At 63.9% G+C, this 24561-nt stretch carries 25 protein-coding genes, 1 tRNA gene, 1 pseudogene and 1 riboswitch; of the genes and pseudogenes, 16 read left to right on the top strand and 11 right to left on the bottom strand.

From position 1 onward, the window contains the following. Nucleotides 1-22: 22 nt before the first annotated feature. Complete coding sequence (gene ruvB / locus CEW83_RS19800) at nucleotides 23-1081, top strand: Holliday junction branch migration DNA helicase RuvB (protein ID WP_108950889.1); 1059 nt, start codon at nucleotides 23-25, stop codon at nucleotides 1079-1081. Between the two features lie 208 nt (nucleotides 1082-1289). Continuing rightward, the gene (locus CEW83_RS19795; protein ID WP_108950888.1) at nucleotides 1290-1643 is read left to right on the top strand and encodes a hypothetical protein; all 354 of its coding nucleotides are present in this window, start codon (nucleotides 1290-1292) and stop codon (nucleotides 1641-1643) included. 39 nt (nucleotides 1644-1682) lie between these two features. On the opposite strand, the gene CEW83_RS19790 is transcribed toward CEW83_RS19795, so the two are convergent. From CEW83_RS19790 to dapF, 5 genes are all read right to left on the bottom strand, one after another. After that, on the bottom strand, nucleotides 1683-2873 hold the full coding sequence (locus tag CEW83_RS19790; RefSeq protein WP_108950887.1) for a class I SAM-dependent rRNA methyltransferase: 1191 nt from the start codon (nucleotides 2871-2873) through the stop codon (nucleotides 1683-1685). Nucleotides 2874-2951: 78 nt separating this feature from the next. Beyond that, a complete protein-coding gene (locus tag CEW83_RS19785) occupies nucleotides 2952-3410 on the bottom strand; it encodes a helix-turn-helix domain-containing protein (RefSeq protein WP_108950886.1) in 459 nt (152 codons plus the stop codon). A gap of 173 nt (nucleotides 3411-3583) precedes the next feature. After that, complete coding sequence (locus tag CEW83_RS19780; RefSeq protein WP_108950885.1) at nucleotides 3584-4495, bottom strand: tyrosine recombinase XerC; 912 nt, start codon at nucleotides 4493-4495, stop codon at nucleotides 3584-3586. Between the two features lie 4 nt (nucleotides 4496-4499). Then, nucleotides 4500-5153 carry a DUF484 family protein gene (locus CEW83_RS19775; protein ID WP_108950884.1) on the bottom strand — a complete coding sequence of 218 codons (654 nt, stop codon included), beginning with the start codon at nucleotides 5151-5153 and terminating at the stop codon, nucleotides 4500-4502. Nucleotides 5154-5202: 49 nt separating this feature from the next. After that, entirely contained in the window at nucleotides 5203-6036 is an 834-nt protein-coding gene (gene dapF, locus CEW83_RS19770) for a diaminopimelate epimerase (RefSeq protein ID WP_108950883.1), read from the bottom strand. Between the two features lie 91 nt (nucleotides 6037-6127). On the opposite strand from dapF, the gene CEW83_RS19765 reads away from it, so the two are divergent. Beyond that, a complete protein-coding gene (locus CEW83_RS19765; RefSeq protein ID WP_108950882.1) occupies nucleotides 6128-6382 on the top strand; it encodes a hypothetical protein in 255 nt (84 codons plus the stop codon). Here the strand turns inward: CEW83_RS19765 and CEW83_RS19760 are convergent. Together CEW83_RS19760 and CEW83_RS19755 are read right to left on the bottom strand one after the other, a co-directional pair. Continuing rightward, entirely contained in the window at nucleotides 6376-7251 is an 876-nt protein-coding gene (locus CEW83_RS19760; RefSeq protein WP_108950881.1) for a lysophospholipid acyltransferase family protein, read from the bottom strand. The genes CEW83_RS19765 and CEW83_RS19760 overlap by 7 nt on opposite strands. Next, the gene (locus tag CEW83_RS19755; RefSeq protein WP_108950880.1) at nucleotides 7251-8117 is read right to left on the bottom strand and encodes a lysophospholipid acyltransferase family protein; all 867 of its coding nucleotides are present in this window, start codon (nucleotides 8115-8117) and stop codon (nucleotides 7251-7253) included. The genes CEW83_RS19760 and CEW83_RS19755 overlap by 1 nt, the downstream gene beginning before the upstream one ends. Nucleotides 8118-8337: 220 nt before the next feature. Here CEW83_RS19755 and metK point away from each other — a divergent pair, with 220 nt between their 5' ends. From metK to metF, 7 genes are all read left to right on the top strand, one after another. Continuing rightward, nucleotides 8338-9504: a methionine adenosyltransferase gene (metK, locus tag CEW83_RS19750; RefSeq protein WP_108950879.1), complete on the top strand. Its 1167-nt coding sequence runs from the start codon at nucleotides 8338-8340 to the stop codon at nucleotides 9502-9504. 120 nt (nucleotides 9505-9624) lie between these two features. Next, a complete protein-coding gene (locus CEW83_RS19745) occupies nucleotides 9625-10707 on the top strand; it encodes a calcium/sodium antiporter (RefSeq protein ID WP_108950878.1) in 1083 nt (360 codons plus the stop codon). A gap of 41 nt (nucleotides 10708-10748) precedes the next feature. Next, a riboswitch (S-adenosyl-L-homocysteine riboswitch) is annotated at nucleotides 10749-10851 on the top strand. A gap of 88 nt (nucleotides 10852-10939) precedes the next feature. Then, a complete protein-coding gene (gene ahcY / locus CEW83_RS19740; RefSeq protein ID WP_108951545.1) occupies nucleotides 10940-12349 on the top strand; it encodes an adenosylhomocysteinase in 1410 nt (469 codons plus the stop codon). A gap of 78 nt (nucleotides 12350-12427) precedes the next feature. After that, a complete protein-coding gene (locus CEW83_RS19735) occupies nucleotides 12428-13084 on the top strand; it encodes a GNAT family N-acetyltransferase (protein WP_108950877.1) in 657 nt (218 codons plus the stop codon). Further along, on the top strand, nucleotides 13081-13956 hold the full coding sequence (locus CEW83_RS19730; protein ID WP_108950876.1) for a carbon-nitrogen hydrolase family protein: 876 nt from the start codon (nucleotides 13081-13083) through the stop codon (nucleotides 13954-13956). The genes CEW83_RS19735 and CEW83_RS19730 overlap by 4 nt, the downstream gene beginning before the upstream one ends. Before the next feature lie 18 nt (nucleotides 13957-13974). After that, complete coding sequence (locus CEW83_RS19725; protein WP_234418919.1) at nucleotides 13975-14811, top strand: TlyA family RNA methyltransferase; 837 nt, start codon at nucleotides 13975-13977, stop codon at nucleotides 14809-14811. Further along, nucleotides 14798-15631 carry a methylenetetrahydrofolate reductase [NAD(P)H] gene (gene metF / locus CEW83_RS19720; protein WP_108950875.1) on the top strand — a complete coding sequence of 278 codons (834 nt, stop codon included), beginning with the start codon at nucleotides 14798-14800 and terminating at the stop codon, nucleotides 15629-15631. Before CEW83_RS19725 ends, metF begins: the two co-directional genes overlap by 14 nt. Before the next feature lie 44 nt (nucleotides 15632-15675). Here metF and CEW83_RS21800 read toward each other — a convergent pair whose 3' ends face one another. From CEW83_RS21800 to CEW83_RS19705, 4 genes and pseudogenes are all read right to left on the bottom strand, one after another. Next, complete coding sequence (locus tag CEW83_RS21800) at nucleotides 15676-16050, bottom strand: CZB domain-containing protein (RefSeq protein ID WP_234419104.1); 375 nt, start codon at nucleotides 16048-16050, stop codon at nucleotides 15676-15678. A 39-nt stretch (nucleotides 16051-16089) separates the two neighbouring features. Further along, nucleotides 16090-16368, bottom strand: a pseudogene (locus CEW83_RS21795) (methyl-accepting chemotaxis protein); the annotation flags it as partial. Nucleotides 16369-16865: 497 nt separating this feature from the next. Then, nucleotides 16866-17765: a DMT family transporter gene (locus CEW83_RS19710; RefSeq protein ID WP_108950874.1), complete on the bottom strand. Its 900-nt coding sequence runs from the start codon at nucleotides 17763-17765 to the stop codon at nucleotides 16866-16868. 126 nt (nucleotides 17766-17891) lie between these two features. Further along, the gene (locus tag CEW83_RS19705; protein ID WP_108950873.1) at nucleotides 17892-19382 is read right to left on the bottom strand and encodes a helicase HerA-like C-terminal domain-containing protein; all 1491 of its coding nucleotides are present in this window, start codon (nucleotides 19380-19382) and stop codon (nucleotides 17892-17894) included. Between the two features lie 139 nt (nucleotides 19383-19521). Here CEW83_RS19705 and CEW83_RS19700 point away from each other — a divergent pair, with 139 nt between their 5' ends. The 6 genes from CEW83_RS19700 to CEW83_RS19675 all read left to right on the top strand — a co-directional run bounded on the left by CEW83_RS19700 (nucleotide 19522) and on the right by CEW83_RS19675 (nucleotide 24559). Beyond that, complete coding sequence (locus CEW83_RS19700) at nucleotides 19522-20247, top strand: YebC/PmpR family DNA-binding transcriptional regulator (protein WP_108950872.1); 726 nt, start codon at nucleotides 19522-19524, stop codon at nucleotides 20245-20247. A 130-nt stretch (nucleotides 20248-20377) separates the two neighbouring features. Continuing rightward, complete coding sequence (locus CEW83_RS19695) at nucleotides 20378-21259, top strand: DMT family transporter (RefSeq protein ID WP_108950871.1); 882 nt, start codon at nucleotides 20378-20380, stop codon at nucleotides 21257-21259. A 36-nt stretch (nucleotides 21260-21295) separates the two neighbouring features. After that, on the top strand, nucleotides 21296-21613 hold the full coding sequence (locus CEW83_RS19690) for a heavy metal-binding domain-containing protein (RefSeq protein ID WP_108950870.1): 318 nt from the start codon (nucleotides 21296-21298) through the stop codon (nucleotides 21611-21613). Then, the gene (gene ruvC, locus CEW83_RS19685) at nucleotides 21610-22179 is read left to right on the top strand and encodes a crossover junction endodeoxyribonuclease RuvC (protein WP_108950869.1); all 570 of its coding nucleotides are present in this window, start codon (nucleotides 21610-21612) and stop codon (nucleotides 22177-22179) included. Before CEW83_RS19690 ends, ruvC begins: the two co-directional genes overlap by 4 nt. A gap of 100 nt (nucleotides 22180-22279) precedes the next feature. Then, a tRNA-Lys gene (locus CEW83_RS19680) sits at nucleotides 22280-22355 on the top strand. 410 nt (nucleotides 22356-22765) lie between these two features. Next, nucleotides 22766-24559 carry a monovalent cation:proton antiporter-2 (CPA2) family protein gene (locus tag CEW83_RS19675; RefSeq protein WP_108950868.1) on the top strand — a complete coding sequence of 598 codons (1794 nt, stop codon included), beginning with the start codon at nucleotides 22766-22768 and terminating at the stop codon, nucleotides 24557-24559. The last annotated feature ends 2 nt before the right edge of the window (nucleotides 24560-24561 follow it).

Here is a 24561-nt window from a genome sequence, read left to right as displayed (position 1 = left end):
GCCAAGTCGCTAAACTCTCGCCATGATCGAAACTGACAAGCTGCGCTCGGCCGCACCCGAAAGGCTGATCTCCGCGGAGCCCACCGACCGCAAGGAAGACGCCATCGAGCGTGCCCTGCGCCCCAAGCGACTGGCCGATTACGTCGGACAGGCGAAGATCCGCGAGCAGCTGGAGATCTTCATCGAAGCTGCGCGCAACCGCAAGGAGGCGCTCGACCACGTCCTGCTGTTTGGCCCGCCGGGTCTGGGCAAGACCACACTGGCCCACATCGTCGCTGCCGAGATGGGCGTCAATATGCGGCAGACCTCCGGGCCCGTGCTGGAGCGCGCGGGTGACCTCGCCGCCCTGCTCACCAACCTCGAGCCGCACGACGTCCTCTTCATCGACGAGATTCACCGCCTGTCGCCAGTGGTCGAGGAAATCCTCTATCCCGCGCTGGAAGATTTCCAGATCGACATCATGATCGGCGAAGGCCCGGCCGCACGCTCGGTCAAGCTCGACCTGCCGCCGTTCACGCTGGTGGGCGCAACCACCCGCGCGGGCATGCTCACCAACCCCCTGCGCGACCGCTTCGGCATCGTCTCCAGGCTCGAGTTCTATACGCCGGACGAACTTGCCTACATCGTCAGTCGCTCCGCACGGCTGCTCAACGTCAGCATCGACGACGCCGGTGCGCTCGAGATCGCCCGGCGCGCGCGCGGCACGCCCCGCATCGCCAACCGCCTGCTGCGCCGGGTGCGCGACTATGCCGAGGTGAAGTCCGGCGGCGACATCACCAGTGCGGTCGCAGACGCGGCGCTGGTGATGCTCGACGTCGACGTGCTCGGACTCGATCTGATGGACCGCAAGTTGCTGCTGGCAATGCTGGAAAAGTTCGGTGGCGGCCCGGTCGGCCTCGACAACATCGCCGCGGCGATCGGCGAATCCTCGGACACCATCGAAGACGTCATCGAGCCCTACCTGATCCAGCAGGGCTACCTGCAGCGTACCCCGCGCGGTCGCATGGCGACGCATTCGATCTGGCAGCATTTCGGCCTCAACGCCCCGCGCCTGCCGGGCAGCGACCTGTTCGGACAATAAGCGCCGAAATGGCAGCGGGCCTGCTTGTAATCGTATCCGCGATCGGGATCCTGCTTCTTATGGCTCGCCCATCACGCAAACCGAAGGACCGCAGGAAACATGCTCGCGGGAGCCGTCTGACTGAAAAGGCTGCGAACAGCGCTTCTGCGCATGCGGCGCGGGACACGGACAGTGCCTGCAGCAGTGATGGCTGCGACGGAGGCGACTGATGCGGACCTTCCAGGTACTGATGCTCACGCTCTGTCTGGTTGGCGGCCTGCACCTGCTGCTGCAGGCACCGGTGTTCTTTCTGCCCGACAGATGGGACCCGGCCTTCGGTCGCCAGTTCGACGCCACCGCCTCGAGAGTGCTGGGCGGCGGTCTGCTGGCGATGGCGGCGATGGCGCTGATCTTCCTGCGCCACCATTTCTACGCCGAGGTGCGACGCCTGCCCGGCGCCACCATGCAGAAGATCTACTTCGGCCTCGTGCTCATGGCACTCGGCCTGATCACGCTGGCTTTCAACCTCGCCGACCTGGTGCCGAACCCTGATCGCGCCCCGTCGGCCAGCATCCAGCGCTGAGCGGAAGCGCGCCTCCGCGGCCCCCGCCCGTGTGGGCAATCAGCCGATCTGAATCGCAAGTCCCTTGAGGTACTCGCCTTCGGGTACCGCCAGACCGACCGGATGGTCGGGTGCAGCGGCCAGTCGATGCAGGATGCGTGCGTCGACGCCGGCATCACTTGCCGCACTGGCGACGATCTTCTGGAACATCTCGAGCCCGATGCCGCCGGAGCAGGAATAGGTCATCAGGATGCCCCCCGGCGCCAGCAGGCGGAAGCCGAACAGGTTGATGTCCTTGTATGCGCGCGAGGCACGTTCGGCGTGAGCCGCGGAAGGTGCAAACTTGGGCGGATCGAGGATGATCAGGTCAAAACTGCGCTCTTCGGCACGCAAACCGCGCAGTGCCTCGAACACGTCATCCTCGCTCCATTCAGCACGCGTGGCATCGAGTTGCGGGTTGAGCGCCAGATTGCGTGCGGCGGTGGCAAGTGCGGGGCCGGACGAATCGATCGACAGCACGCTGCTCGCCCCACCCGCCAGCGCCTGCAGGGAGAAGCCGCCGGTGTAGCAAAAGCAGTTCAGCACCCGCCGCCCATGGGCAAGATCGCCGGTGAGCTTGCGGTTGTCGCGCTGATCCAGATAAAACCCGGTCTTGTGGCCACCGACCACATCGACTTCCATACGCACGCCATTCTCGACGATCTGCAGCCCTCCGGCAGGCAGTTCGCCGAAGGCAATTCCGGCGCGCGGCTCCAGGCCTTCCAGCCTGCGCACGTCGGAATCCGAGCGTTCATAGACGGCGGCGCAGCCCGTCGCCTGTACCAGACCGGCCACGATGGCATCGCGCCACTTGTCGGAGCCGGCACTGGTCAGCTGCAGCACAACCACGGAACCGTAGCGATCCGCGATCACGCCCGGCAATCCATCGGACTCGCCGTGGATCAGCCGCTGACCATCCTGCCCGCGCAACATGGGATGCGTCTCGCGCCGGGCGACGGATTCAGCGACCCTGCGCTTGAAAAAGGCGTGATCGATTGCCACTTCGGCATCCAGTGACCACACCCGGGCACGGATCTGTGACTCGGGCGACCATGCTGCACGCGCCACCACCTTGCCGTCGGCAGCGACCACATCGACCGTGTCGCCCGGACGGGCGCGGCCTTCGAGATGATCGACAGAGCCGGCGAAAATCCAGGGATGACGACGAAGGACGGTGCGTTCCCTGCCGGGACGTAGATGAAGGCGAGCCATGGATGATGATCCAGCAAAAGGGCGCCAAGTTTAGCCTTTACCGGCCACCTTGTGCCACCGCCCTGCCAGCACCCACGGTCAGTCGCCGAGCAGGCGCCGGGCGCGATCCGCGGTATCGATCAGATCCGGAAGCTCGCGTGAGCTCATCAGATGACCAAAGTGATGCAAAGCGCCCGAGGACACATAGAGGTGGCCATTCTTGCGCCGGGACACCCAGCCCAGCTCGACAAGCCGTGCCACCTTGCGGCGAACGGTCTCACGCGGGAGGCCGGTGGCCGCCGCAATCGAATAGGCATTACAGGGTTTGAGCGTGCACTCCGGCAAGCCGTCACCGCCGACGGCGCCTGCACTCGGCGTGCCGATATTGTGCAATGCAATTTCGCCGAGCAGGATGGGCAGCATGATGTCGCGATCGAACTCTTCGAACCAGCGCTTCATGTTCCGGACTTCATGCTTTGCAAGCAGCAGGGCAACATCCCTGAGCATGCGCTGCTTTTTTATTTTCTCTGCGGGCGGAGCTTCGATTCCAGCATCCATGGAAGCCTCATCGGGGGCAAAGGATTCAGATGTCATATGCATCCTAGCTTGCGGCTCAGCGCCATGTGCGCACATCGCCGCTTATTATTTATTGTTGATTGATGCACGACAGCATAGCCGATCGCGAATGAGTATCAGCATTTGTCGATACCCAAAATGGGGAGCACTGCAACCTACTCCTTCGTCTTCCGTGCCCGCGGATGAGCGGCATCATAGATCCTGGCGAGGTGCTGAAAATCAAGGTGTGTATAGACCTGGGTGGTCCGGATGCTGGCGTGGCCGAGCAGTTCCTGAACCGCACGCAGGTCCCCGCTCGACTGCAGTACGTGGCTGGCGAAACTGTGGCGCAGCATGTGCGGATGGACATGCACGCCCAGGCCCACCGTACCGGCTCTCAGGGTGAGCCTGCTGCGAATCGCCCCCGGGCTCATTCGTCCGCCGGTGCGCGTCACGAACAGGGTCGGACTGCCGACCGGCACCTGCCCGCGCACCTCAAGCCACTGCTTCACTGCCTCGACCGCCTGGTTGCCGACAGGCACGCTGCGCGTCTTGCCGCGCTTGCCGCGCACCGTCACCATGCCGCCCTCAAGATCGCTGGCATCATCGAGCCCAAGCCCGGCGAGCTCGGACAGGCGCAACCCTGACGAGTAGAACAGCTCGAACATCGCCAGATCGCGAATCTCGAGCAGGCTGTCGGCCGGAGCGTCGAGCAAGGCCTTTGCCTGATCGGGAGACAGCACGCGCGGCAGGGTCGCCGGGGATTTTGGTGCCCGAATACCGTCCACCGGGTTGTGGTTCAGCCCATGGTGGCGGATCAGCCACCGATACAGGCCGCGCCAGGCCGACAGACAGCGCGCAATCGAGCGCCCGCCCAGGCCTTCTGCATGCATGCGCCCCACGAAGCGGAGGATCTCGGCCGCGCTCAGGGCACCGGGGTCGCGCCCCTGTGCAAGGCGGTGCAAGCGCAGCAGATCCCGACGGTAGTTCTCCAGCGTCAGCGCGGCGGCACGACGCTGGGTCGCAAGCCACCCCAGATAGCCCTCGACCCAGACCGGCGCAAGCGCTGCGGCAAGTGGCTCAGGCATGCGTTCAGCCGATCTCCCCGAGCAGCGCGGCGGCGGCAAGCTCACCAATCCGGCCGAGATACAGGGTGCCCATCTCGGGGTAGAAACGCTCGGGCTCTTCACTGCCCAGGGCCAGAAGACCGACCACCTGAGTCTGCCGACGCAGCGGCATGAGGGCGACAGAACGCACATGCGGAGCCGACTCGCCAAACCAGCTCAGCACTTCGATGTTGCTCGGCGCACCGCAATACGGGTGACGGAGGTCGCCCGCAAACAGGCGCACGCCTTCGCCAACGGGCGCAAAGTCCTCGTCGCTGCGTGCCAGCACGCTGTTCCAGATTCGCAGCGCGACATGAGGAATGGCGAAGTCCTGCTGCATGCTGGAAAAAAGTTCGTGGCGGACGCCTTCGTAGCCGTGCGCCTCGAGCAGCAACAGGGTCAGCCGATGCACTTTTTCGCTGATCTCGTCGTTTTCCTCGCCAAAGCGAATCAGCTCGGCAAGCTTGACCTCCAGCAGGCGGATCTTGTCGCGCAGGGCGTGAAGCTGCCGTTCCGCAAGCGAGATCGCCTGGCCTTCGTGCTGCGGGTGCGGCACGGTCAGTTCGGTGAACAGTTCGCCATGGTCGGACAGAAAATCAGGGTTGTCGCGCAGATAGCGTGCGACTTCATCGGCATTCATCGGCAATAGCTCCTGTCGGGCATCACGCCCTGTTGCATGTCTCCAGACATCAGACGAGATTCATCTCGCCCTCGAAAACCGTTACTGCCGGGCCAGTCATCAGCACCGGCGTGCCCGGACCTGCCCAGGCGATCTCAAGCTCACCACCACGGGTTTCCACCCGTACCGGCGAAACAACCAGTTCGCGCAGTATCGACGCCACCACCGCGGCACATGCCCCGGTGCCACAGGCCAGGGTTTCCCCGGATCCGCGCTCGAACACGCGCAAGCGGATACGGTGCGCGTCGACCACCTGCACGAAGCCTGCATTCACCCGCGCGGGAAAACGCGGGTGGTGCTCGATCAGCGGCCCCTGGGTTTCGACCGGGGCGGCATCGACGTTGGCCACGACCTGAACGGCGTGCGGGTTTCCCATCGATACGGCCGTGATCGCAAGCATGTCGCCGCCCACCTCGAGTGGCTGCACGATCGCGTCGGAGTCGGAGACGAAGGGGACCTCGGCAGCAGAGAGGACGGGCACACCCATATCGACCGTGACCAGCCCATCCTCGCGCAAACGCGGCGAAATGATGCCGGAGCGGGTCTCGACGCTGATGTCGGCCCTGTCGGTCAGCTTCTTGTCGTACACGAAGCGCACGAAGCAGCGTGCGCCATTGCCGCACTGCTCGACTTCGCCGCCGTCAGCATTGAAAATGCGATAGCGGAAATCGACAGCCGGCCGGCTCGGCGGCTCGACCACCAGCAGCTGGTCGCAACCGACGCCGAAATGGCGATCGGCGATCGCCCGGACGCGCTCGGGAGTGAGTTCAACCGGTTCACGGGTTGCGTCGATCACGACAAAGTCGTTGCCGAGGCCATGCATCTTGGTAAAGCGCAGTTTCATGGGAGTTCTGGTCAATGCGGAAAGCGTGCCCGGATTCTCCTCCTGCACCCGGGTATCGTCCAGCACGCGTCATCGTGAGAGAATTCGGGACATGACCAATACGCCAGCGCCGCGCCGCTCAGCCCTCCCGATTTCCGCATGGTTGCTCGGCCTTCCCGGCCTTGCCTGCCTGCTTGCCGGCCTGGTGCTGCTGGCGGGAGACTTCAGCGATGTGCATCCGGTGCTTGCCGAAAGCGGCACCGCAATTGCGCTCATCGTCTCTGCGATTGCCCTGCTCGGCAGCGCCGCCTTTCCCGTGGTCCTGCGCCATCTCGCGGACGCCGACGCGCCCGCAGCAGATCAGTAGAGCTTGGCCTCGCCCACGGGGCGCGTCTTGAAACGCCTGTGCACCCAGTAGTACTGCTCCGGCATCGTGCGCACGACCGACTCGATCCACTCGTTCATGCGCAGCGTGTCGGCCTCGACATCCGCGCTCGGAAAGTCGGACCATGCCTCACCGATCTCGACGACGTAGCCGGCGCCGCCAGGCAACATCTTCGTGACACAGGGCAGCACCGCTGCGCCGGCCACGCGGGCAAGCCGCGGCAGTCCGGTGATGGTAGCCGCCGGCACGCCAAAAAAGGGGACGAAGATCGCATCGCGCCGACCGTAATCCATGTCCGGCAGGTAGTAGAACGGGCGCCCGGCCTTCATCGCCTTCACCGAACTGCGCACGCCGTCCTGCCGCGCGAGCAGCAGCTGATCGCCAAACCGGCTGCGGCCATGATAAAGCCAGCGATCGAGCACCGGATTCTTCTTCTGCCGCGCATAGACACTGACGATATCGAAGTCCATCGTCACCCGCGTCCCGCCCATGTCGAGTCCGACGAAATGGGGGGCAAGCAGGATGACCGGCGTCCCCGCGGCCTGCAGTGCCCGCACACGGTCGCCGCCCTCGATTCTGACGAGGCGCTCGAGACGCTCGCGACTTCCCCACCACAACAGGCCGCGCTCGAGCAGGCTGCGCCCCACAGTACGAAAATGACGACGCGCGAGCTGACGCCGCTGCCGCGCATCGAGTTCGGGAAAGCACAATTTCAGATTGGTATCCACCACATGCCGGCGCGGCAAGGCAAACACATGAAGCAGCAACCCCAGCGCCTCGCCCAGTCGCGCCAGCACCGCAAGCGGCAGCCAGTGCAGCAGCCAGAATACCGCCACGCCGAGACGGCTCATCACGCCTCGGACCCTGCTGCCGCTTCACGCGCTGCACGCGGCTTCTTGTAGCGGTTGTAGCCCCACATGTACTGGCCGGGGCACTTCAGGATGACGCGTTCGATCTCCCGGTTCATGGTTGCCACACGTGCGGGCAGATCCCCTTCGAGTGGCTCGACAGGCGCCGACAGCCTGAACACATAGCCCTCGCCGTGCGGCAAACGCTCGGCCCAGCAATAGATCACATGCACGCCCTTGACCTCTGCCAGGCGCGCCGCCAGCGTCATCGTCCACGCGGGTCGGCCAAAGAAATCCGCCCACGCACCTTCGCCGGCTCCCGGCACCTGGTCTGGCAGCATGCCGATCGCTTCGTGACTGCGCAGGGTTTTCACCAGCCGGCGCACCCCCGACAGATCTGCCGGGGCTGTCTTCATCTGACCGCGTACGCGTCCGGCCTGCATCAGGGGCTCGAGCGCAGCATTGCGCGGCGGGCGGTAAAGCACGGTAATTGGCGTCAGCGAGGCGATGTACTGCGCGGTGACTTCGAAACAGCCCAGATGCGGCGTCATGAACACGATGCCCGCGCCCTCGCGGTGGGCCGCATCAACGAGCTCCCAGCCCTCCACCCGCTTCACCTTGGCCACCACTTCCTCGGCCGGACGCAGCCACAGCCACGGCAGCTCGAACGCCTGCCTGCCCGCCTCGGCGATCGCGGAATGCAGCACCGCAGGATCGACATCACCGACGGCCTGAGCCAGATGGCGTCGCAGGCGGCGGCGATAGGACGGCGACGCGGCGTAGGCAATCCAGCCCGCCCAACCTCCGATGAGGTGCAGCAGGGACAGCGGGAAGCGCGCAAGCACGCGAAAAAGGAGATTGACAATCACGGTAGTTTTCGCGGTTCCGATCCGGTGACAGATTGACCTGAGACAAACACAGTCTATAATTGTGCCTCAGCCGCCGAGTTAACTCGACAACTTGCAGGGCGGCCGTCACCGCAACAATCGCGTGACCCAAAAATTCTGCTAAAGCGTCGGCTGCTCGATGAAATCCCCGGAGCTGGCCGTAACGCCAGGAAACGGGGATTTTTGTTTTTCAGGAGCAGTCATGGCAGCAGAATTCCTCTTCACCTCGGAATCGGTTTCCGAAGGTCATCCCGACAAGGTTGCGGATCAGATCTCGGATGGCGTGCTCGACGCCATCCTCACCGAAGACCCGCACGCCCGCGTTGCCTGCGAGACGCTGGTCTCCACCGGCCTGGTCGTCATTTCGGGCGAAATCACCACCACCGCCCATCCCAATTATCGCGAAATCGCACAGGATGTGGTGCGTCGCATCGGCTACGACAGCTCCGACATCGGTTTCGACTACAAGTCGTGCGCCATCCTCACCGCCATCAACCGCCAGTCCTCCGACATCGCGCAGGGCGTGAATGAAGGCGAAGGAATCGACCTCGACCAGGGCGCGGGCGACCAGGGCCTGATGTTCGGCTATGCGTGCAACGAAACCGCCAGCCTGATGCCGCTGCCGATCTACTACGCGCACCGTATCATGCAGCGTCAGGCCGAAGTGCGTAAGGATGGCCGCCTGCCGTGGCTGCGCCCCGACGCCAAGAGCCAGCTCACGGTCAAGTATGTCGACGGCAAGCCGGTCGGCATCGACACCGTCGTGGTATCGACCCAGCACAGCCCCGAGGTGTCGCACGCTCAGATTTCCGAGGCCATCATCGAGGAAGTCATCAAGCCGGTGCTGCCCAAGGAGTTGCTGCAGGGCGAAGTGCGCTATCTCATCAACCCGACCGGCCGTTTCGTCATCGGCGGCCCGCACGGCGACTGCGGCCTGACCGGTCGCAAGATCATCGTCGACACCTACGGCGGCGCTGCTCACCACGGTGGCGGTGCGTTTTCGGGCAAGGACCCGTCCAAGGTCGACCGCTCGGCCGCCTATGCAGGTCGTTACGTGGCCAAGAACGTCGTCGCTGCCGGCCTCGCCGACAAGTGCGAAGTTCAGGTCGCCTACGCCATCGGCGTCGCCAAGCCGGTTTCGCTCATGGTCAACACCTTCGGCACCGGCAAGATCAGCGATGCAAAGATCGTTGAACTGATCCGTGCTCACTTCGACCTGCGTCCGAAGGCCATCATCCAGACTCTCGACCTGCTGCGTCCGATCTACGCCAAGACAGCGGCTTACGGTCACTTTGGCCGCGACGAACCCGAGTTCACCTGGGAGCAGACCGACAAGGCCGCCGCGCTGCGCGCCGACGCCGGCCTCTGATGTACCACGGCGCCGGTCACAGGCTGGCGCCAGCGATGCGTTCGGCACGGGTTCCGCACGATGCGGGAACCGTGCCGAACGGATGCACTCTGAAACAGTTCAACATTCATCAAGCCCTCAATGCTCGAGCAAGCCCTGCTGTTCCTCCTTGGTCTGATCACCCTCGTCATCGGTGCCGAACTCCTTGTGCGCGGAGCGTCGCGACTGGCGGTTTCCTTTGGCATCTCGCCGCTCGTCGTCGGCCTGACCGTTGTCGCCTTCGGCACCAGCGCGCCGGAGATGGCGGTTTCGGTCGGCTCGGCGCTCAACGGCAACCCTGACATTGCCATCGGCAACGTGGTGGGCAGCAACATTGCGAACGTCCTGCTGATCCTCGGCATCGCCGCGGTCATCGCGCCACTGCTGGTGGCTGAGCAGATCATCCGGCAGGAGATTCCGATCATGATCGGCGCCTCGGTGCTTCTGCTGGTCATGGCGCTCGACGGCTCCATCAACCGCATCGAAGCGGCGACGCTGTTCGGTCTGGTGATCGCCTACACGGTGTTTCTGGTGCGGCAGTCGCGCAAGGGGTCGGCCGCGATGAGCGAGGATTTCGCCGACGACATTCCGACCTCGCAATGGGACAGCCACTGGACTGTGCAGACTGCGCTGGTGGTCGCCGGCCTTGTCATGCTGGTGCTCGGCGCCGGCTGGCTGGTCGACTCAGCGGTCGTCTTTGCACGCGCCTTCGGTGTCAGCGATCTGGTGATCGGCCTCACCGTGGTTGCCGTCGGCACCTCGATGCCCGAGATCGCCACTTCCATCGTCGCTGCACTGCGCGGCCAGCGTGACATTGCGGTCGGCAACGTGGTGGGCAGCAACGTTTTCAACATCTGTGCCGTGCTGGGCGTCACCGGACTCGTGGCACCCGCAGGGCTTCCCGTTTCCGAGGCTGCCCGTCATTTCGATCTTTGGGTCATGCTCGCCGTAGCCTTTGCGTGCCTGCCGATCCTGATCACCGGGCGGGAGATTGCGCGCTGGGAAGGCATCCTGTTTCTCGGCTATTACGCGGCCTATACCGCGTGGCTGATCCTCGCCGCACAGCATCACGCCGGATTGCAGGCCTTTTCCGGCGTCATGCTTGGCTATGTGATGCCGCTGACGGTGATCACACTGGTCGTCAGCATCGTCCGTCACAACGGGAAAGCTGCATCAGATCGGTAGCAGGCATTCCGCAAACTGTGCGGGATCGCTATAATTCGAAGAATTCCGAGGAGCGCTGCAAGGCACTGTCCGCATTCATTGCGACAGCCCCAGGCTCGGAACCCGCCCTCCCCGGGCGGGCGTGTGAAACGGCGCTCACCCTGGTCTTTTCTCTCAAACCCTGCCGGGTTCGGGATGATGGGTGAGCTAAACGCCGTCCTCTTTCCCTCCCGGCCATAGCATGGAGCTTCACATGAACGCTGTGGCTGAATTCAACGATTACGTTATTGCCGACCTGACGCTGGCCGACTGGGGCCGCAAGGAAATCCGTATCGCCGAGACCGAAATGCCCGGTCTGATGGCGATCCGCGACGAATACGCTGCCGCCCAGCCCCTGAAGGGCGCACGCATCACCGGTTCGCTGCACATGACCATCCAGACCGCGGTGCTGATCGAGACCCTGACCGCGCTCGGCGCCGAAGTGCGCTGGGCCTCGTGCAACATCTTCTCGACCCAGGACCACGCCGCTGCAGCCATCGCCGCACAGAACATTCCGGTGTTCGCGGTCAAGGGCGAGTCGCTGAGCGATTACTGGGATTACACCCACCGCATCTTCGAATGGGCCGACGGCGGCTACTCGAACATGATCCTAGACGATGGCGGCGATGCCACCCTGCTGCTGCATCTGGGCGCACGTGCCGAGAAGGACATTTCGGTCATCGCCAAGCCGACGTCGGAAGAGGAAACCATCCTCTTCGCTTCGATCAAGGCCAAGCTCGCCACCGATCCGACGTGGTACTCCACCCGTCTTGCACAGATCAAGGGCGTCACCGAAGAAACCACCACCGGCGTTCATCGCCTGTATCAGATGCATCAGCGCGGCGAACTCAAGTTCCCGGCGATCAACGTCAATGACTCGGTCACCAAGTCCAAGTTCGACAACCTTTACGGCTGCCGCGAGTCGCTGGTGGATGGCATCAAGCGTGCGACCGACGTGATGATTGCGGGCAAGGTTGCCCTGGTGGCCGGCTACGGTGATGTGGGCAAGGGCTCGGCACAGGCGCTGCGCGCACTGTCGGCTCAGGTGTGGATCACCGAAATCGACCCGATCTGCGCCCTGCAGGCTGCGATGGAAGGCTACCGCGTCGTCACCATGGAGTACGCTGCGGACAAGGCAGACATCTTCGTGACGACCACGGGCAACTTCAACGTCATCACCCATGAACACATGGCTGCGATGAGGGACCAGGCCATTGTGTGCAACATCGGACACTTCGACAACGAAATCGATGTTGCCTCGCTCGAGCAGTACGAATGGGAAGAGATCAAGCCCCAGGTCGATCACGTGATCTTCCCCGACGGCAAGCGCATCATCCTGCTCGCCAAGGGTCGCCTGGTTAACCTCGGCTGCGGCACGGGCCACCCGAGCTATGTGATGTCGTCCAGCTTCGCCAACCAGACCATCGCCCAGATCGAACTTTATACTCGTACGGGTGACTACCCTGTCGGCGTGTACACTCTGCCCAAGCATCTGGACGAAAAGGTCGCACGCCTGCAACTGAAGAAACTCAATGCACAGCTCAGCGTGCTGCGCCCCGACCAGGCCGCCTACATTGGCGTACCGGTTGAAGGCCCGTACAAGGCTGATCATTACCGCTACTGATCGGCCCGGCTGCGGACGGGCCACCGCCTCCTCCAGGGCGCGGTGGCCCTTACGAACAATAGGAATTGGAGACACCGAATGAACTCTGTCAGCGTGCGTCAGACTCGCCCGGAAGACATTCCCGCACTGATCGCCCTTCAATCCGAGGTCTATCCGGACATCCCTGCATGGAGCAAGCGCAAGCTCGCCGAGCAGCTCGACGTTTTTCCACAGGGACAGATCGTGGCCGAGACCGAAGATGGCCTGGTCGGATGTGCGAGCTCACTCATCGTGCTGTGGGACGATTGGGCGGAGTCGCACAGCTGGAAGGAGATCACCGGGGCCGGCACGTTCGACAATCACAATCCGGACGGCAAGACGCTTTATGGCGCAGAGGTCTTTGTCGACCCGAGGCTGCAGGGCAAAGGGGTGGGACACCTGCTATACGAAGGCCGTCGATCGCTGTGCCGGGCCATGAACCTGAAGCGCATCATTGCCTGCGGACGCCTGCCGGGTTACGACCGCTACGCTGACGAAATGAGCGCAGAGTTCTATGCGCAAAAGGTGGTCTGGGGCGATCTGATCGACCCCGTACTGAGCTTCCAGATCAAGGAAGGCTTCAGCTATTGCGGCGTCATCGAGAACTACATCCCCGAGGATACCGAATCGCGCGGCTATGCCTCGCTGATCGTATGGCTCAGCCCGGATTACGATCCGTCAAAACCCACCACCATCCCTGAGGACATCGCACTATGATCGTTCGAATTGCTGCCGTGCAGTACCTGCTGCGCCCGATCCACGACTGGTCGGGTTTCGAGAATCAGGTGCGTTTCATCATGAAGGCCGCCGGGGACTACAAACCCCAGTTCGTGCTGCTGCCCGAGATCTTCACCACACAACTGCTGTCCTTCATGGACACCAGCGACGTGCGCGCTGCCGTGCGCAACATGAACGACTACACCAAGCGCTACAAGGACCTGATGCAGGAGCTTGCAGCGCAATGGGACGTGCACCTCATCGGCGGCACCACCCCACAGGTCACCGAAGAAGGGCGCTTGCTCAACACCGCCTACTATTTCACCCCGAGCGGTGAAATCCACGAGCAGGACAAGATCCACCGCACGCGCTGGGAGCGCGAAAAATGGAACACCGACGCCGGTGACCAGCTGCGCCTGTTCGAGACCCCCTTCGGCAAGATCGCGATCCTGATCTGCTACGACATCGAGTTCCCGGAACTCGCACGCATGGTGTGCGAAGCCGGCGCCGACATTCTTTTCGTGCCCTCGTGTACCGATGACCGCCAGGGCTTCCTGCGCGTGCGCTATTGCTGCCACGCCCGGGCCATCGAAAACCAGGTGTTTGTCGCCATGACCAGCACCGTGGGCAACCTGCCGGTCGAGGGCCTGGGTCTGCACTATGGTCAGGCCAGCATCATCACGCCGTCGGACTTCGCTTTCGCACGCGACGGCATTGCCGCCGAAGGCACACCGAACATCGAACAGATCGTCGTGGCCGACGTGGACCTCAAGGACCTCGAAAGCGGCCGCACACACGGCACCACCATTCCCCTCTACGACAAGCGTAAGGATGTGTACGAGCACCCGGTCGAAGTGGTGAAGGTTTCCTGAGCGTTCGGGATTGCTCGCTTGAAATCATTTCATCGGCGCACGGCGCGCCCGGCAACCGCGCCTGCCACGCCCCATGTGCAGGCACCCGCCGAGCGTGGCGGCCTGATGCGTGCTGACAGTCTGCTGGTGGCTCAAGGGCTCGCGCCCTCCCGAACTTCGGCGCAGGTGCTGATCGAGGCCGGCCGGGTCAGCTGGGAAGGTGGTCCGGTGACGAAATCGGCCCAGACGCTGTCGGGCGAGGTTGTACTGGAAGTCCGGCAGGACGAGAACGACCGCTTCGTCTCGCGCGGCGGGCTCAAGCTTGCAGGCGCGCTGGCAGCCAGCAAGCTGTCCGTCACCGGCCTGACTTGCCTCGACGTGGGGCAATCGACCGGCGGCTTTACCGACTGCCTGCTGCAGGCGGGCGCGAAGCAGGTTGTCGGCGTCGAGGTCGGACACGGCCAGATCCACACGAAACTGGCGGCGGACGCGCGCTGCGTCACCCTGGAGGGTATCAATGCGCGTCACCTGCTCGCTGCGGATCTGGGTCCCCACTTCCCTCCGGACGGCTTCGGGCTGATCGTCTGCGATGCAAGCTTCATTTCGCTGACACTGCTGATGCCGCAGTGGCCTGCGCTGCTGGCAACCGGGGGCAGCATCCTGGCGCTGGTCAAGCCACAGTTCGAGGTCGGCCCCAAGGGCTTGTCCAAAGGCGGCATTGTCCGCGATACCAACTTGTATGCCGACGTCGAATCACGACTTCGGGATAGTGCACGCAGTTGCGGTCTGAGCGTAAAGGGCTGGTACGACTCCCCCATTACCGGCACCGACGGCAACCGCGAATTCTTCATCTGGATGCAACATGAACGACACTGAACTTTCGATCGAATTCTTTCCGCCCCAAACCGAAGAGGGTGCGGAAAAGCTGCGTGCCGTGCGCGCCCGACTGGCCGAGCTCCGGCCCAGCTTCTTCTCGGTGACCTATGGCGCAGGCGGCTCCACCCGCGAGCGCACTTTCGCCACGGTCAAGGAGATTGCAGCGAGCGGCTCCGAAGCAGCCCCCCACCTGTCGTGCATCGGCTCGACCCGCGACAGCATCCGCGCCATCCTGGCGGAGTACGCCGAAGCCGGCATCAAGCGTATCGTCGCCCTGCGTGGCGACCTGCCCTCCGGCGTTGGCGATGCAGGCGAATTTCGCTATGCCAACGAGCTGGTGGCGTTCATTCGCGCCGAAACGGGGCAGCGTTTCCGCATCGAGATTGCGGCCTACCCTGAATGGCATCCGCAAGCCCGCAGCCCAAAGGACGACCTGCTCGCCTTCAAGCGCAAGGCCGAAGCCGGCGCCGACTCCGCGATCACGCAGTACTTCTACAACATCGACGCGTATCTGCATTTCGTCGATGCGGTACGTGGCATGGGCGTCGACATCCCGATCATCCCCGGCATCATGCCCATCGCCAGCTTCTCCAAGCTGGCCCGTTTCTCGGACGCGTGCGGCACCGAGATCCCGCGCTGGATGCGCAAGAAGTTCGAAGCCTTCGGCGACGATTCGGAATCGATTCGTGCCTTCGGCCTCGATGTCGTCACCGCGATGTGCGAAAAACTGATCGCCAGCGGCGCGCCTGGCCTGCATTTCTACAGCATGAACCAGTCAGCCCTCACCACCGAGATCTGCCAGCGCCTCAAGCTCGCCTGAACGCGCCGACCGCCCGAAACGGCTTGCAGTACGCCGTTTCGGGTTCAGCGTCTGGACTGGACCGACGAATCCGAGATTGCCTGCAGCTCGGAAAGCACGCGGACGCTGGCCTGCTCCATGTCCTGAATGCCCGAGAGCGCATCGTCAAGACGCCCGGCACCGCACGATTCGAGCGCCCGCTTGCCGGCGGCGTGCACCAGCGCATGTGGCGCATCAAGATTGCGATAGGCGGGCAGATTGGCGAAACGCTTTCCATCGCCCTCGAAATACCATTTCCCGAGCCGGCACTCGTGGTGACTTGAGAAGTCGGCGGCTGTGCGCCCGGAGTGCCCCGAAACCGCCTGATACACGTCGAGCTTGAAGATCAGATGATCGAGCTTCGCCAGTTCGGCAAAACTGCGCACTGACGCGTCCTGCATGGTGCCCGCGAGCTGGCGGGCGATATCGCTCAATTCGTCCATGCTGCCCTGCGCCCGACGTCCATCCTCGGCCGCACTGGTCGCCTTGTCCGACAGAGAGCCGATCACGCCCCGCACCTGCCCCGTCTCGCCCTGGATGGCGGTCACCAGCCCGGAGATTTCATTCGTTGCCCCGGCCGTACGTTCAGCCAGCTTGCGCACCTCGTCAGCCACGACCGCGAAACCACGCCCCTGTTCGCCCGCACGCGCCGCTTCGATCGCCGCGTTCAGTGCGAGCAGATTGGTCTGGTCGGCAATCTCCCGAATCAGTCGGACAATGCCGCCGATCTGGGCTGCACGCTCGGCCAGTTGTGCGACCGAGCCAGCGGTCTCGCCGGTATCGGTCGCAAGTTGCGCCAGGCTTCCCGACACACTGCCGATGGCTGCGACACTTTCGTCTGCCGCAACGGTCGAGCGTGTCGCGGCCCTTTCCTGTGCGCCAAGGCGTTGGGCAAGGTCTCCAAAAGTGCCCTGTACCGAAACCAGGGTCTGACCGTAGTTGCGCAACTGGCCGAACAGCGCATCGAACAGCGCCTCCCGGCGTTTGGCTTCGGCACACGCCAGCTCCTGCTCGGCGATCCTGGCCTCAAGCGTGGCAGACCGCTCGCGCTCGAACTCGAGTGCACTTCGTGCGACATCGAGTTCAACCCGCAAGGCTGCAAGCTCGGCACTCTTTCCCAGCCACCCCATGCTGCTCTCCCTTCGTTCGATCATGTGCAAGTCCGACGGACTGTATATCACGTCATATCGACCGCTCGCACCGATTCTTGAGCGATTCAGCGCTTCGGGGCGCGCGCCATCGTCACCACGCCTGCTATCACCATCGTCATGCCCGCCATCTGCGCCAGCCCGATGCGCTCGCCAAGCAGCAGCCATCCGAAGAACAGGGTAACCACCGGACCAAGGGTGCCGGTCAGCGATACCGGCCCGGCGCCAAGCCGGCGAATCGCCTCGGACACGAGCCAGACCGGCCCGACCGTGCTGAATGCGGCCATCGCCAGCGACAGCCCATAGACCTCCCACGGCTGCGCCAAGGCCTCGATCGGACGCATCAGACCGAACTGCGCCAGACTGAACACACAGGCAAAGGACGAGGCGTAGGCTGTCACCCGCGCCGAGCCCAGACGCCCGACCACGTGCCCGTTCCCCATGAGGTAGAGCGCATAGCTGACCGCACTGCCAAACACCAGTACGCAGCCCAGCACCACGTCGCCAGCCTCGCCGGCGAGCGTGAGGTCGTGCCCGACCGCCAGCCCGATCCCGAGATAGCACAATGCGAGCGCGCCAGCCATGCGCCGGGTGATGGGCTTGCCCAGAAACAGGGCGGAGACCACGAGCACGATGGTGGGATACAGAAACAGGATCAGGCGTTCGAGTGCCGCCGTGATGTAGGCGAGCCCGAGGAAATCCAGGTAGCTTGCGAGGTAATAGCCGAAAACGCCCAGGCCGGCCATCCACACCCAGTCGGCGCGCGACAGCGGCGACGCGGCTCTGCGACTGCCCAGCACCCCAAGCAGGAGGAAGAAAGGCAGCGAAAAGGCCATGCGCAAGGCGAGCAGGGTTTCAGCATCGACCCCGTATCGATAGGCCAGCTTCACCAGGATCGCCTTGAACGAGAAACCGACCGCTCCTGCAACCGCAAACAACAATCCGACGCCGGTCGACGTCTGCCCCATGTCCCGCACTCCCGTTTGGCGAGTCGGGATTAAGCCACCTCAAACACGATCGCACAATGCCGATGCACTGACGCCGGAACGGCGGCGACCGTCCCGCGCACCGGCCGCCGGCCTTTCAGCGCAGGTTCAGCGTTTGCTGCCGAGCAAGGAACCCAGCAGACCGCGCACGATCTGGCGTCCGATGCTGCTGCCGATGGTGCGGGTCACGGTCTTGGCGGCGATCTGCAGCAGCCCGTCGCGCTGACCTCCGCGTGGCCCGGTGGAGCCGAAAAGCATGTCGTTGAGCCCGCCACCCGATCCGCCAGTGCTTGCCTTGGCGGGGGCTTCCGCCTCGCGGGCCGCGGCCTGCGAACGCAGCATTTCGTACGCGGACTGTCGATCCACGGCCTTCTCGTAGTGACCGTAGATGACCGAGCCGGTGATCGCCGCCTTGCGCTCGGCATCGACCATCGGCCCAAGGCGCGAGTCAGGGGCAATGACGAACGCACGCTCGACGATGGTCGGCCGTCCCTTCTCGTCGAGGAAGGAGATCAGCGCCTCGCCAACCCCGAGCTCGGTGATCGCGTCAGCCGCGTTGAACGCCGGGTTCGGACGCATGGTGTCGGCTGCGGTCTTGACCGCCTTCTGGTCGCGCGGGGTGAAGGCACGCAAGGCATGCTGAACCCGGTTGCCGAGCTGCCCGAGCACCGTCTCGGGGACATCGAGCGGGTTCTGGGTCACGAAATACACGCCAACGCCCTTGGAGCGGATCAGGCGCACGACCTGCTCGATCTTCTCGATCAATGCCTTGGGCGCATCGTTGAACAGCAGGTGAGCCTCATCGAAGAAGAACACCATCTTGGGCTTTTCGGGGTCACCGACTTCGGGCAGCTGCTCGAACAGCTCCGACAGCATCCACAGCAGGAAGGTGGAGTACAGCTTGGGCGAGTTGTACAGCCGGTCGGCCGCCAGCACGTTGATCACGCCACGGCCCTCGCCATCGGTCTGCATCAGGTCGTTGATGTCCAGCATCGGCTCGCCGAAGAAGATGTCGCCGCCCTGCTCTTCCAGCCCCAGCAGATTGCGCTGGATCGCACCGATCGACGCCGTGGAGATGTTTCCGTATTCGGTGGTGAAGGTCTTCGCGTTCTCCCCCACGTACTGCACCATCGCGCGCAGATCCTTGAGATCGAGCAAGAGCATGCCGTTGTCGTCGGCGAGCTTGAACACGAGCTGCAGCACCCCCGACTGAGTATCGTTGAGGTTGAGCAGGCGCGACAGCAGCAGCGGCCCCATGTCGGAGATCGTGGCCCGCACCGGATGGCCCTGTTCACCGAACACATCCCAGAACACGGTGGTGTTGGCACGCGGGTTGAACTCGGTAATGCCGAGCGCCGCCAGGCGCTGCATGAGCTTGTCGGAGGCGGTGCCGGCAGCGCCGATGCCGGACAGATCCCCTTTGACGTCGGCCATGAACACCGGTACGCCGACGCTGGAGAATGCCTCGGCCATTTTCTGCAGGGTGACCGTCTTGCCCGTCCCGGTCGCGCCGGTAATCAGCCCATGGCGATTGGCCAGGCGCGGCAGCAGGACGATGTCCTTGTCTTTTGTTCTGGCAATCAGTAGCGGCTCGACCATGTGCCCCTCCGGCAAGTTAGTTCTGAACGGCGAATACGCTCAATCTTAACCCGAGCATCCCGCCCGGGCACCAGCCTGCGGCCGGGGATCTGTATAATGCAGCGACTTTTCAACCGCACACGCTGCTCCAGAGGTTCGTATGGCTGGTCACTCAAAATGGGCCAATATTCAGCACCGCAAGGGTCGTCAGGACGCCAAGCGGGGCAAGGTCTTCTCCAAGCTGATCAAGGAAATCACCGTCGCTGCCCGCATGGGCGGGGGCGATATCGGCTCAAACCCGCGTCTTCGCCTCGCCATCGACAAGGCGAAGGGCGAATCGATGCCCAAGGACAACATCGACAACGCGATCAAGCGCGGCACCGGCCAGCTTGAAGGCGTGACCTACGAGGAAGCGCGCTACGAAGGCTACGGCATCGGCGGCGCAGCGGTCATCGTCGACTGCCTCACCGACAACAAGGTCCGTACCGTTGCCGACGTCCGCCACGCCTTCTCCAAGTACGGTGGCAACATGGGCACCGACGGCTGTGTCGCGTTCCAGTTCACCCATTGTGGGCAGCTGATGTTTGCCCCCGGCACCGACGAGGACGCGCTGATGGAAGCCGCCCTCGAAGCCGGCGCGGAAGACGTGGTCGCCAACGACGATGGCTCCCTCGAAGTGATCACCGGACCGTGGGAATTCACCTCGGTGAAGGAAGCGCTCGAAGCCGCCGGCTTTACCGCCGAATTCGGCGAAGTCACGATGAAGCCGCAGAACGAAACCGAGCTTTCGGGTGACGATGCGGTGCGCATGCAGAAGCTGCTGGATGCGCTCGACGCACTCGACGACGTGCAGGACGTTTACACTTCGGCAGCACTCGACGAGTAAGCCCGGCTACTCGACGACGTGCAGGACGTTTACACTTCGGCAGCACTCGACGAGTAAGCCCGGCTACTCGCGGCACTCATGAGGCGGCGCGATGCGTCGCCTTTTTTATTCTGCAGACTCGGCCCCGATCATGACCACGCCCACCCTTGCACAACGCGTGATGCCGCTGCTCTTCGTGCTGCTCTGGAGCACTGGCTTCGTTGGCGCCAAGTTCGGTCTGCCCTATGCGGGGCCGCTCACCTTCCTGTCCACGCGCTACGTGCTCGTCATCGTGCTGATGGTCGTGCTGGCGCTGGCGATGCGTGCCCCATGGCCGAAGTCGCCACGCGAAGCCATGCATATCGGCATCACCGGCGTTCTGGTTCAGGCCCTCTACCTGGGTGGCGTATTCGTTGCCATCGATCGCGGACTGCCGGCTGGCGTCACCGCGCTGGTCGTTGGCATGCAGCCCTTGCTCACCGCACTCGGCGCCGGCTTCCTGCTCGGCGAACGCGTCAGCATCCGCCAGTGGGGCGGGCTCGCGCTCGGTTTCTTCGGCGTATCACTGGTCGTCAGCAACAAGATCGCGGTCGACGGCATGGCGCCGGACGAACTCGGCACGATGCTCGCCCCGGCGCTGCTCGCGCTGATCGGCATCACCGTAGGGACCCTGTACCAGAAACGCTTCTGCCCGCGCTTCGACCTGCGCACCGGCTCCATCGTGCAGTTCGTCCCCACGCTGATCCTCACCGCACTGATTGCCAACCAGACCGAGAGCATGGAGATCACCTGGAGCGGCGAGTTCGTGTTTGCGCTGCTGTGGCTGGTCGTGGTGCTGTCGCTGGGCGCCATCAGCCTGCTCAACTTGCTCATCCGCAGCGGCAGCGCCGTCAACGTTGCCAGCCTGTTCTACCTGACGCCCCCCACCACCGCGCTGATTGCGTGGGCGATGTTCGGCGAAACCCTCAGCGGACTTGCGCTTGCCGGCATGATCGTGGCCGTCGCCGGAGTATGGCTCGCCCGCAAGGCCTGATAGCATTCGGCGGGAATGCATCCACGGAGACCGGCCATGCAACTGTCAACCACCCCCACCCTCGAAGGCCACACCATCCAGCGCTATCTCGGCGTGGTCGCGGGCGAAGCCATCATCGGCGCCAACATCTTCAAGGACTTGTTCGCCTCCATCCGCAACATCGTCGGCGGCCGCGCGGGCGCGTACGAGCGTTCACTGGCCGATGCGCGTGAAATGGCGATGGAAGAAATGGCAGAACAGGCTGCCAAGCTCGGCGCCAACGCCGTCGTCGGCATCGACATCGACTACGAAGTGCTCGGCCAGGACAACGGCATGCTGATGGTGTGCGTCAGCGGCACTGCGGTGGTGGTTTGAGCCAGCTCAGCCCGGGCGGCACGGCATCACGCACGGTTGCCACCCGAATCCTCGGCCTCGACCCCGGGCTGCGCATCACCGGCTTCGGCGTCATCGACGTCCTCGGCAGCCAGTTGCGCTATGTCGCCAGCGGCTGCATCAAGACCCGTGACGGCGAACTGCCGGGGCGCCTCAAGACGCTGCTCGACGGTGTGCGCGAAGTCATCGCCACCTATGAGCCGGACATGGTCGCGGTGGAAAAGGTGTTCGTGAACGTCAATCCGCAGTCCACCCTGCTTCTCGGGCAGGCCCGCGGTGCGGTGATCTGCGGCGCGGTGTCATGCGATCTGCCGGTGGCGGAATACACCGCACTCCAGGTCAAGCAATCAGTCGTGGGCCACGGCAAGGCCGCGAAGGAGCAGGTTCAGCACATGGTCCAGCGTCTGCTCGCCCTGGACGCATCGCCGAGCCCCGACGCCGCCGACGCCCTCGCCTGCGCCATCTGTCATGCCCACGGCAGCCAGGGCATGGGTGCCATCGCCGGTATCGGCACACGTCGCCGCGGCGGCCGCATACAGGCATCCTGAGCAATTTTTTCGCCGAAAAGCTTGCATATGCAAAGGCTATTGGCTATTATGCGCGCCTCTCGACGGAACAACATCCGGCGACGCCAGTAAAAACGGCAATGGGGGTATAGCTCAGTTGGTAGAGCAGCTGACTCTTAATCAGTAGGTCCTAGGTTCGAATCCTAGTGCCCCCACCAAGGAATTCAAGCACTTAGGCCAATCCACAAGGATTGGCCTTTTTGTTTTGTGCCGCATTACAGCTACGGTGCAGCCAACTCCGGGCAAGCCAGCCGCTGCAATGCCCGTTTGGCGCTACAACATGGCGTTGCACATCACAGCAGGACACGCCAAGACGAGCTGGGTTGCCCCCCCGGCAAGCGCGCTCATCGGGCATCTGAAGACCCTGGAGCCGATGGTGAGGTAGAGCCCGCAGTTCAGTCTCCTTCACAGGCGGGCAGTCGTGGCGGCCTATTGATGGCAACGTCTCGCCAAAATCGCTGCATAATCGAAACCCTCTGTTCCTGATCGCCGGCAGCGACCGGCGCTCGGCAGCCACCCCGCAAAGGGCCGGAGACTTCGGACTCCATACACACCCGAATCGATCTCAATGCAATCAGTCGCCACCTTCGCTGCACTGCTCGCCGTTGCTGTTTTTCTCGTTCCTTTCTTCAAGCGCGCGGGGCTCGGCACAGTGCTGGGCTACCTCGTCGCGGGGGTGCTGATCGGCCCCTGGGGTGCGAGCGTGGTGCACGACCCCGAGAACCTGCTGCATACCGCAGAGCTCGGCGTCGTGCTGCTGCTGTTCATCATCGGCCTTGAGCTTCAGCCCAGCCGCCTGTGGGCATTGCGCAAGCCGGTGTTCGGGCTCGGCGCGCTGCAGTTCTTCGGTGTGGGCGCGCTGCTCATCGGTGTTGCCAGGCTGCTGGGGCTGAGCTGGTCCGAGTCCGTTCTGGCCGGCCTGGCGCTGGCCCTGTCGTCGACGGCATTCGTGCTGCCGACACTGGCCGAACGCAATGAGCTGCATAGCCGCTACGGCCGCGAAACCTTCGCCATCCTGCTGTTCCAGGATCTGATGGTCATCCCCTTGCTGGCGCTGCTGCCCCTGCTCGGTGCCGACAAGCCGGAAGGCGGCGTGTCGCCCGTCGTGGGACTGGTGGTGCTGGGCATCGTCATCGCCATCGGGCGACCGGTGCTCGACCGCATCTTCCGCCACGTCAGCCGCATCGACAGCCGCGAGATGTTTACCGCCGCGGCGCTCGCCACCGCGCTCGGTCTTGCCCTGCTGATGGAGGCCAGCGGCCTGTCGATGTCGCTCGGCGCCTTCGTCGCCGGCGTGCTGCTGTCCGACTCGGACTTCCGCCACGAACTCGAAGGCTCGATCGCGCCCTTCCAGGGCCTGCTGATGGGTTTCTTCTTCATCGCGGTGGGGATGAGCATCAACCTCGGCATGATCGTGCAGCACCCGATCAACGTCATCGCCTTCACCTTCGGCCTGCTCGCAATCAAGGGCTTCGGCCTGTACGGCCTGCGCAGGATGGTTGGCGGTGCAGCCAAAGTGTCGCGCATGCAAGCCCTGGCGCTCGCGCAGTGCGGCGAGTTCGCCTTCGTGCTGTTCGGGGCCGCGCGGGCAAATTCGCTGCTGCCGGTCGATGTCGTCGAACAGCTGACGCTGTCGGTCGCGCTGTCAATGGCCATCGCCCCGCTGCTGTTCATTATCGGCGACCGCATCAACGCCAGGGAAGCAGCGAACCAGCCGGAACAGCCTGCCGACGACATGCCCGACGAACCCAACCCCGTCGTGATCGCCGGCTTCGGTCGCGTCGGCCAGATCATCGGCCGCATCCTGCGCCTGCGCGGCGTGCCCTTCACCGCCCTGGACAAGGACCGCGACGAAGTCGACGTCGTGCGCCGCTTCGGTGCCCAGGCCTACTACGGAAATGCGGCCCACCTGGAAGTGCTGGACGCCGCCCGCGTCGGCGAAGCCAAGGTATTCGTGCTGGCCATCGACGACATCGAAACCTCGCTGCGCTGCGCCGAACTCGTGCGCAAGCATTTCCCCCACGTGCAGATCGTCGCCCGCGCGCGCGACCGCTTCCATGCCTACCGCCTGATGGACCTCGGCGTCACCCTGCAGATGCGTGAAACCTTCAAGTCCAGCCTCGCCCTGGCCTGCATGACCTTCGAAGCCCTCGGCAAGCCCCCCGAGGTCGCCAGCCAGATCATCGACCTGTTCGCCCGCAACGACCAGGAACTGCTCAAGCGGCAACAGGCGCTGTACCACGACGAGAGCCAGCTGATTCAATCCACCAAGGATGCGCACATGGAACTGGTGGCGCTGCTGGAGCAGGAGCTCGCTGCAGCCGGGCCGCCGGAAGCGGAACCAGAAAGCCCGAAGGCCTGAGC

Source organism: Parazoarcus communis, from assembly GCF_003111645.1.
Taxonomy (GTDB): Bacteria; Pseudomonadota; Gammaproteobacteria; order Burkholderiales; family Rhodocyclaceae; genus Parazoarcus; species Parazoarcus communis_A.
This window is presented reverse-complemented; position numbering and strand designations above follow the sequence as displayed.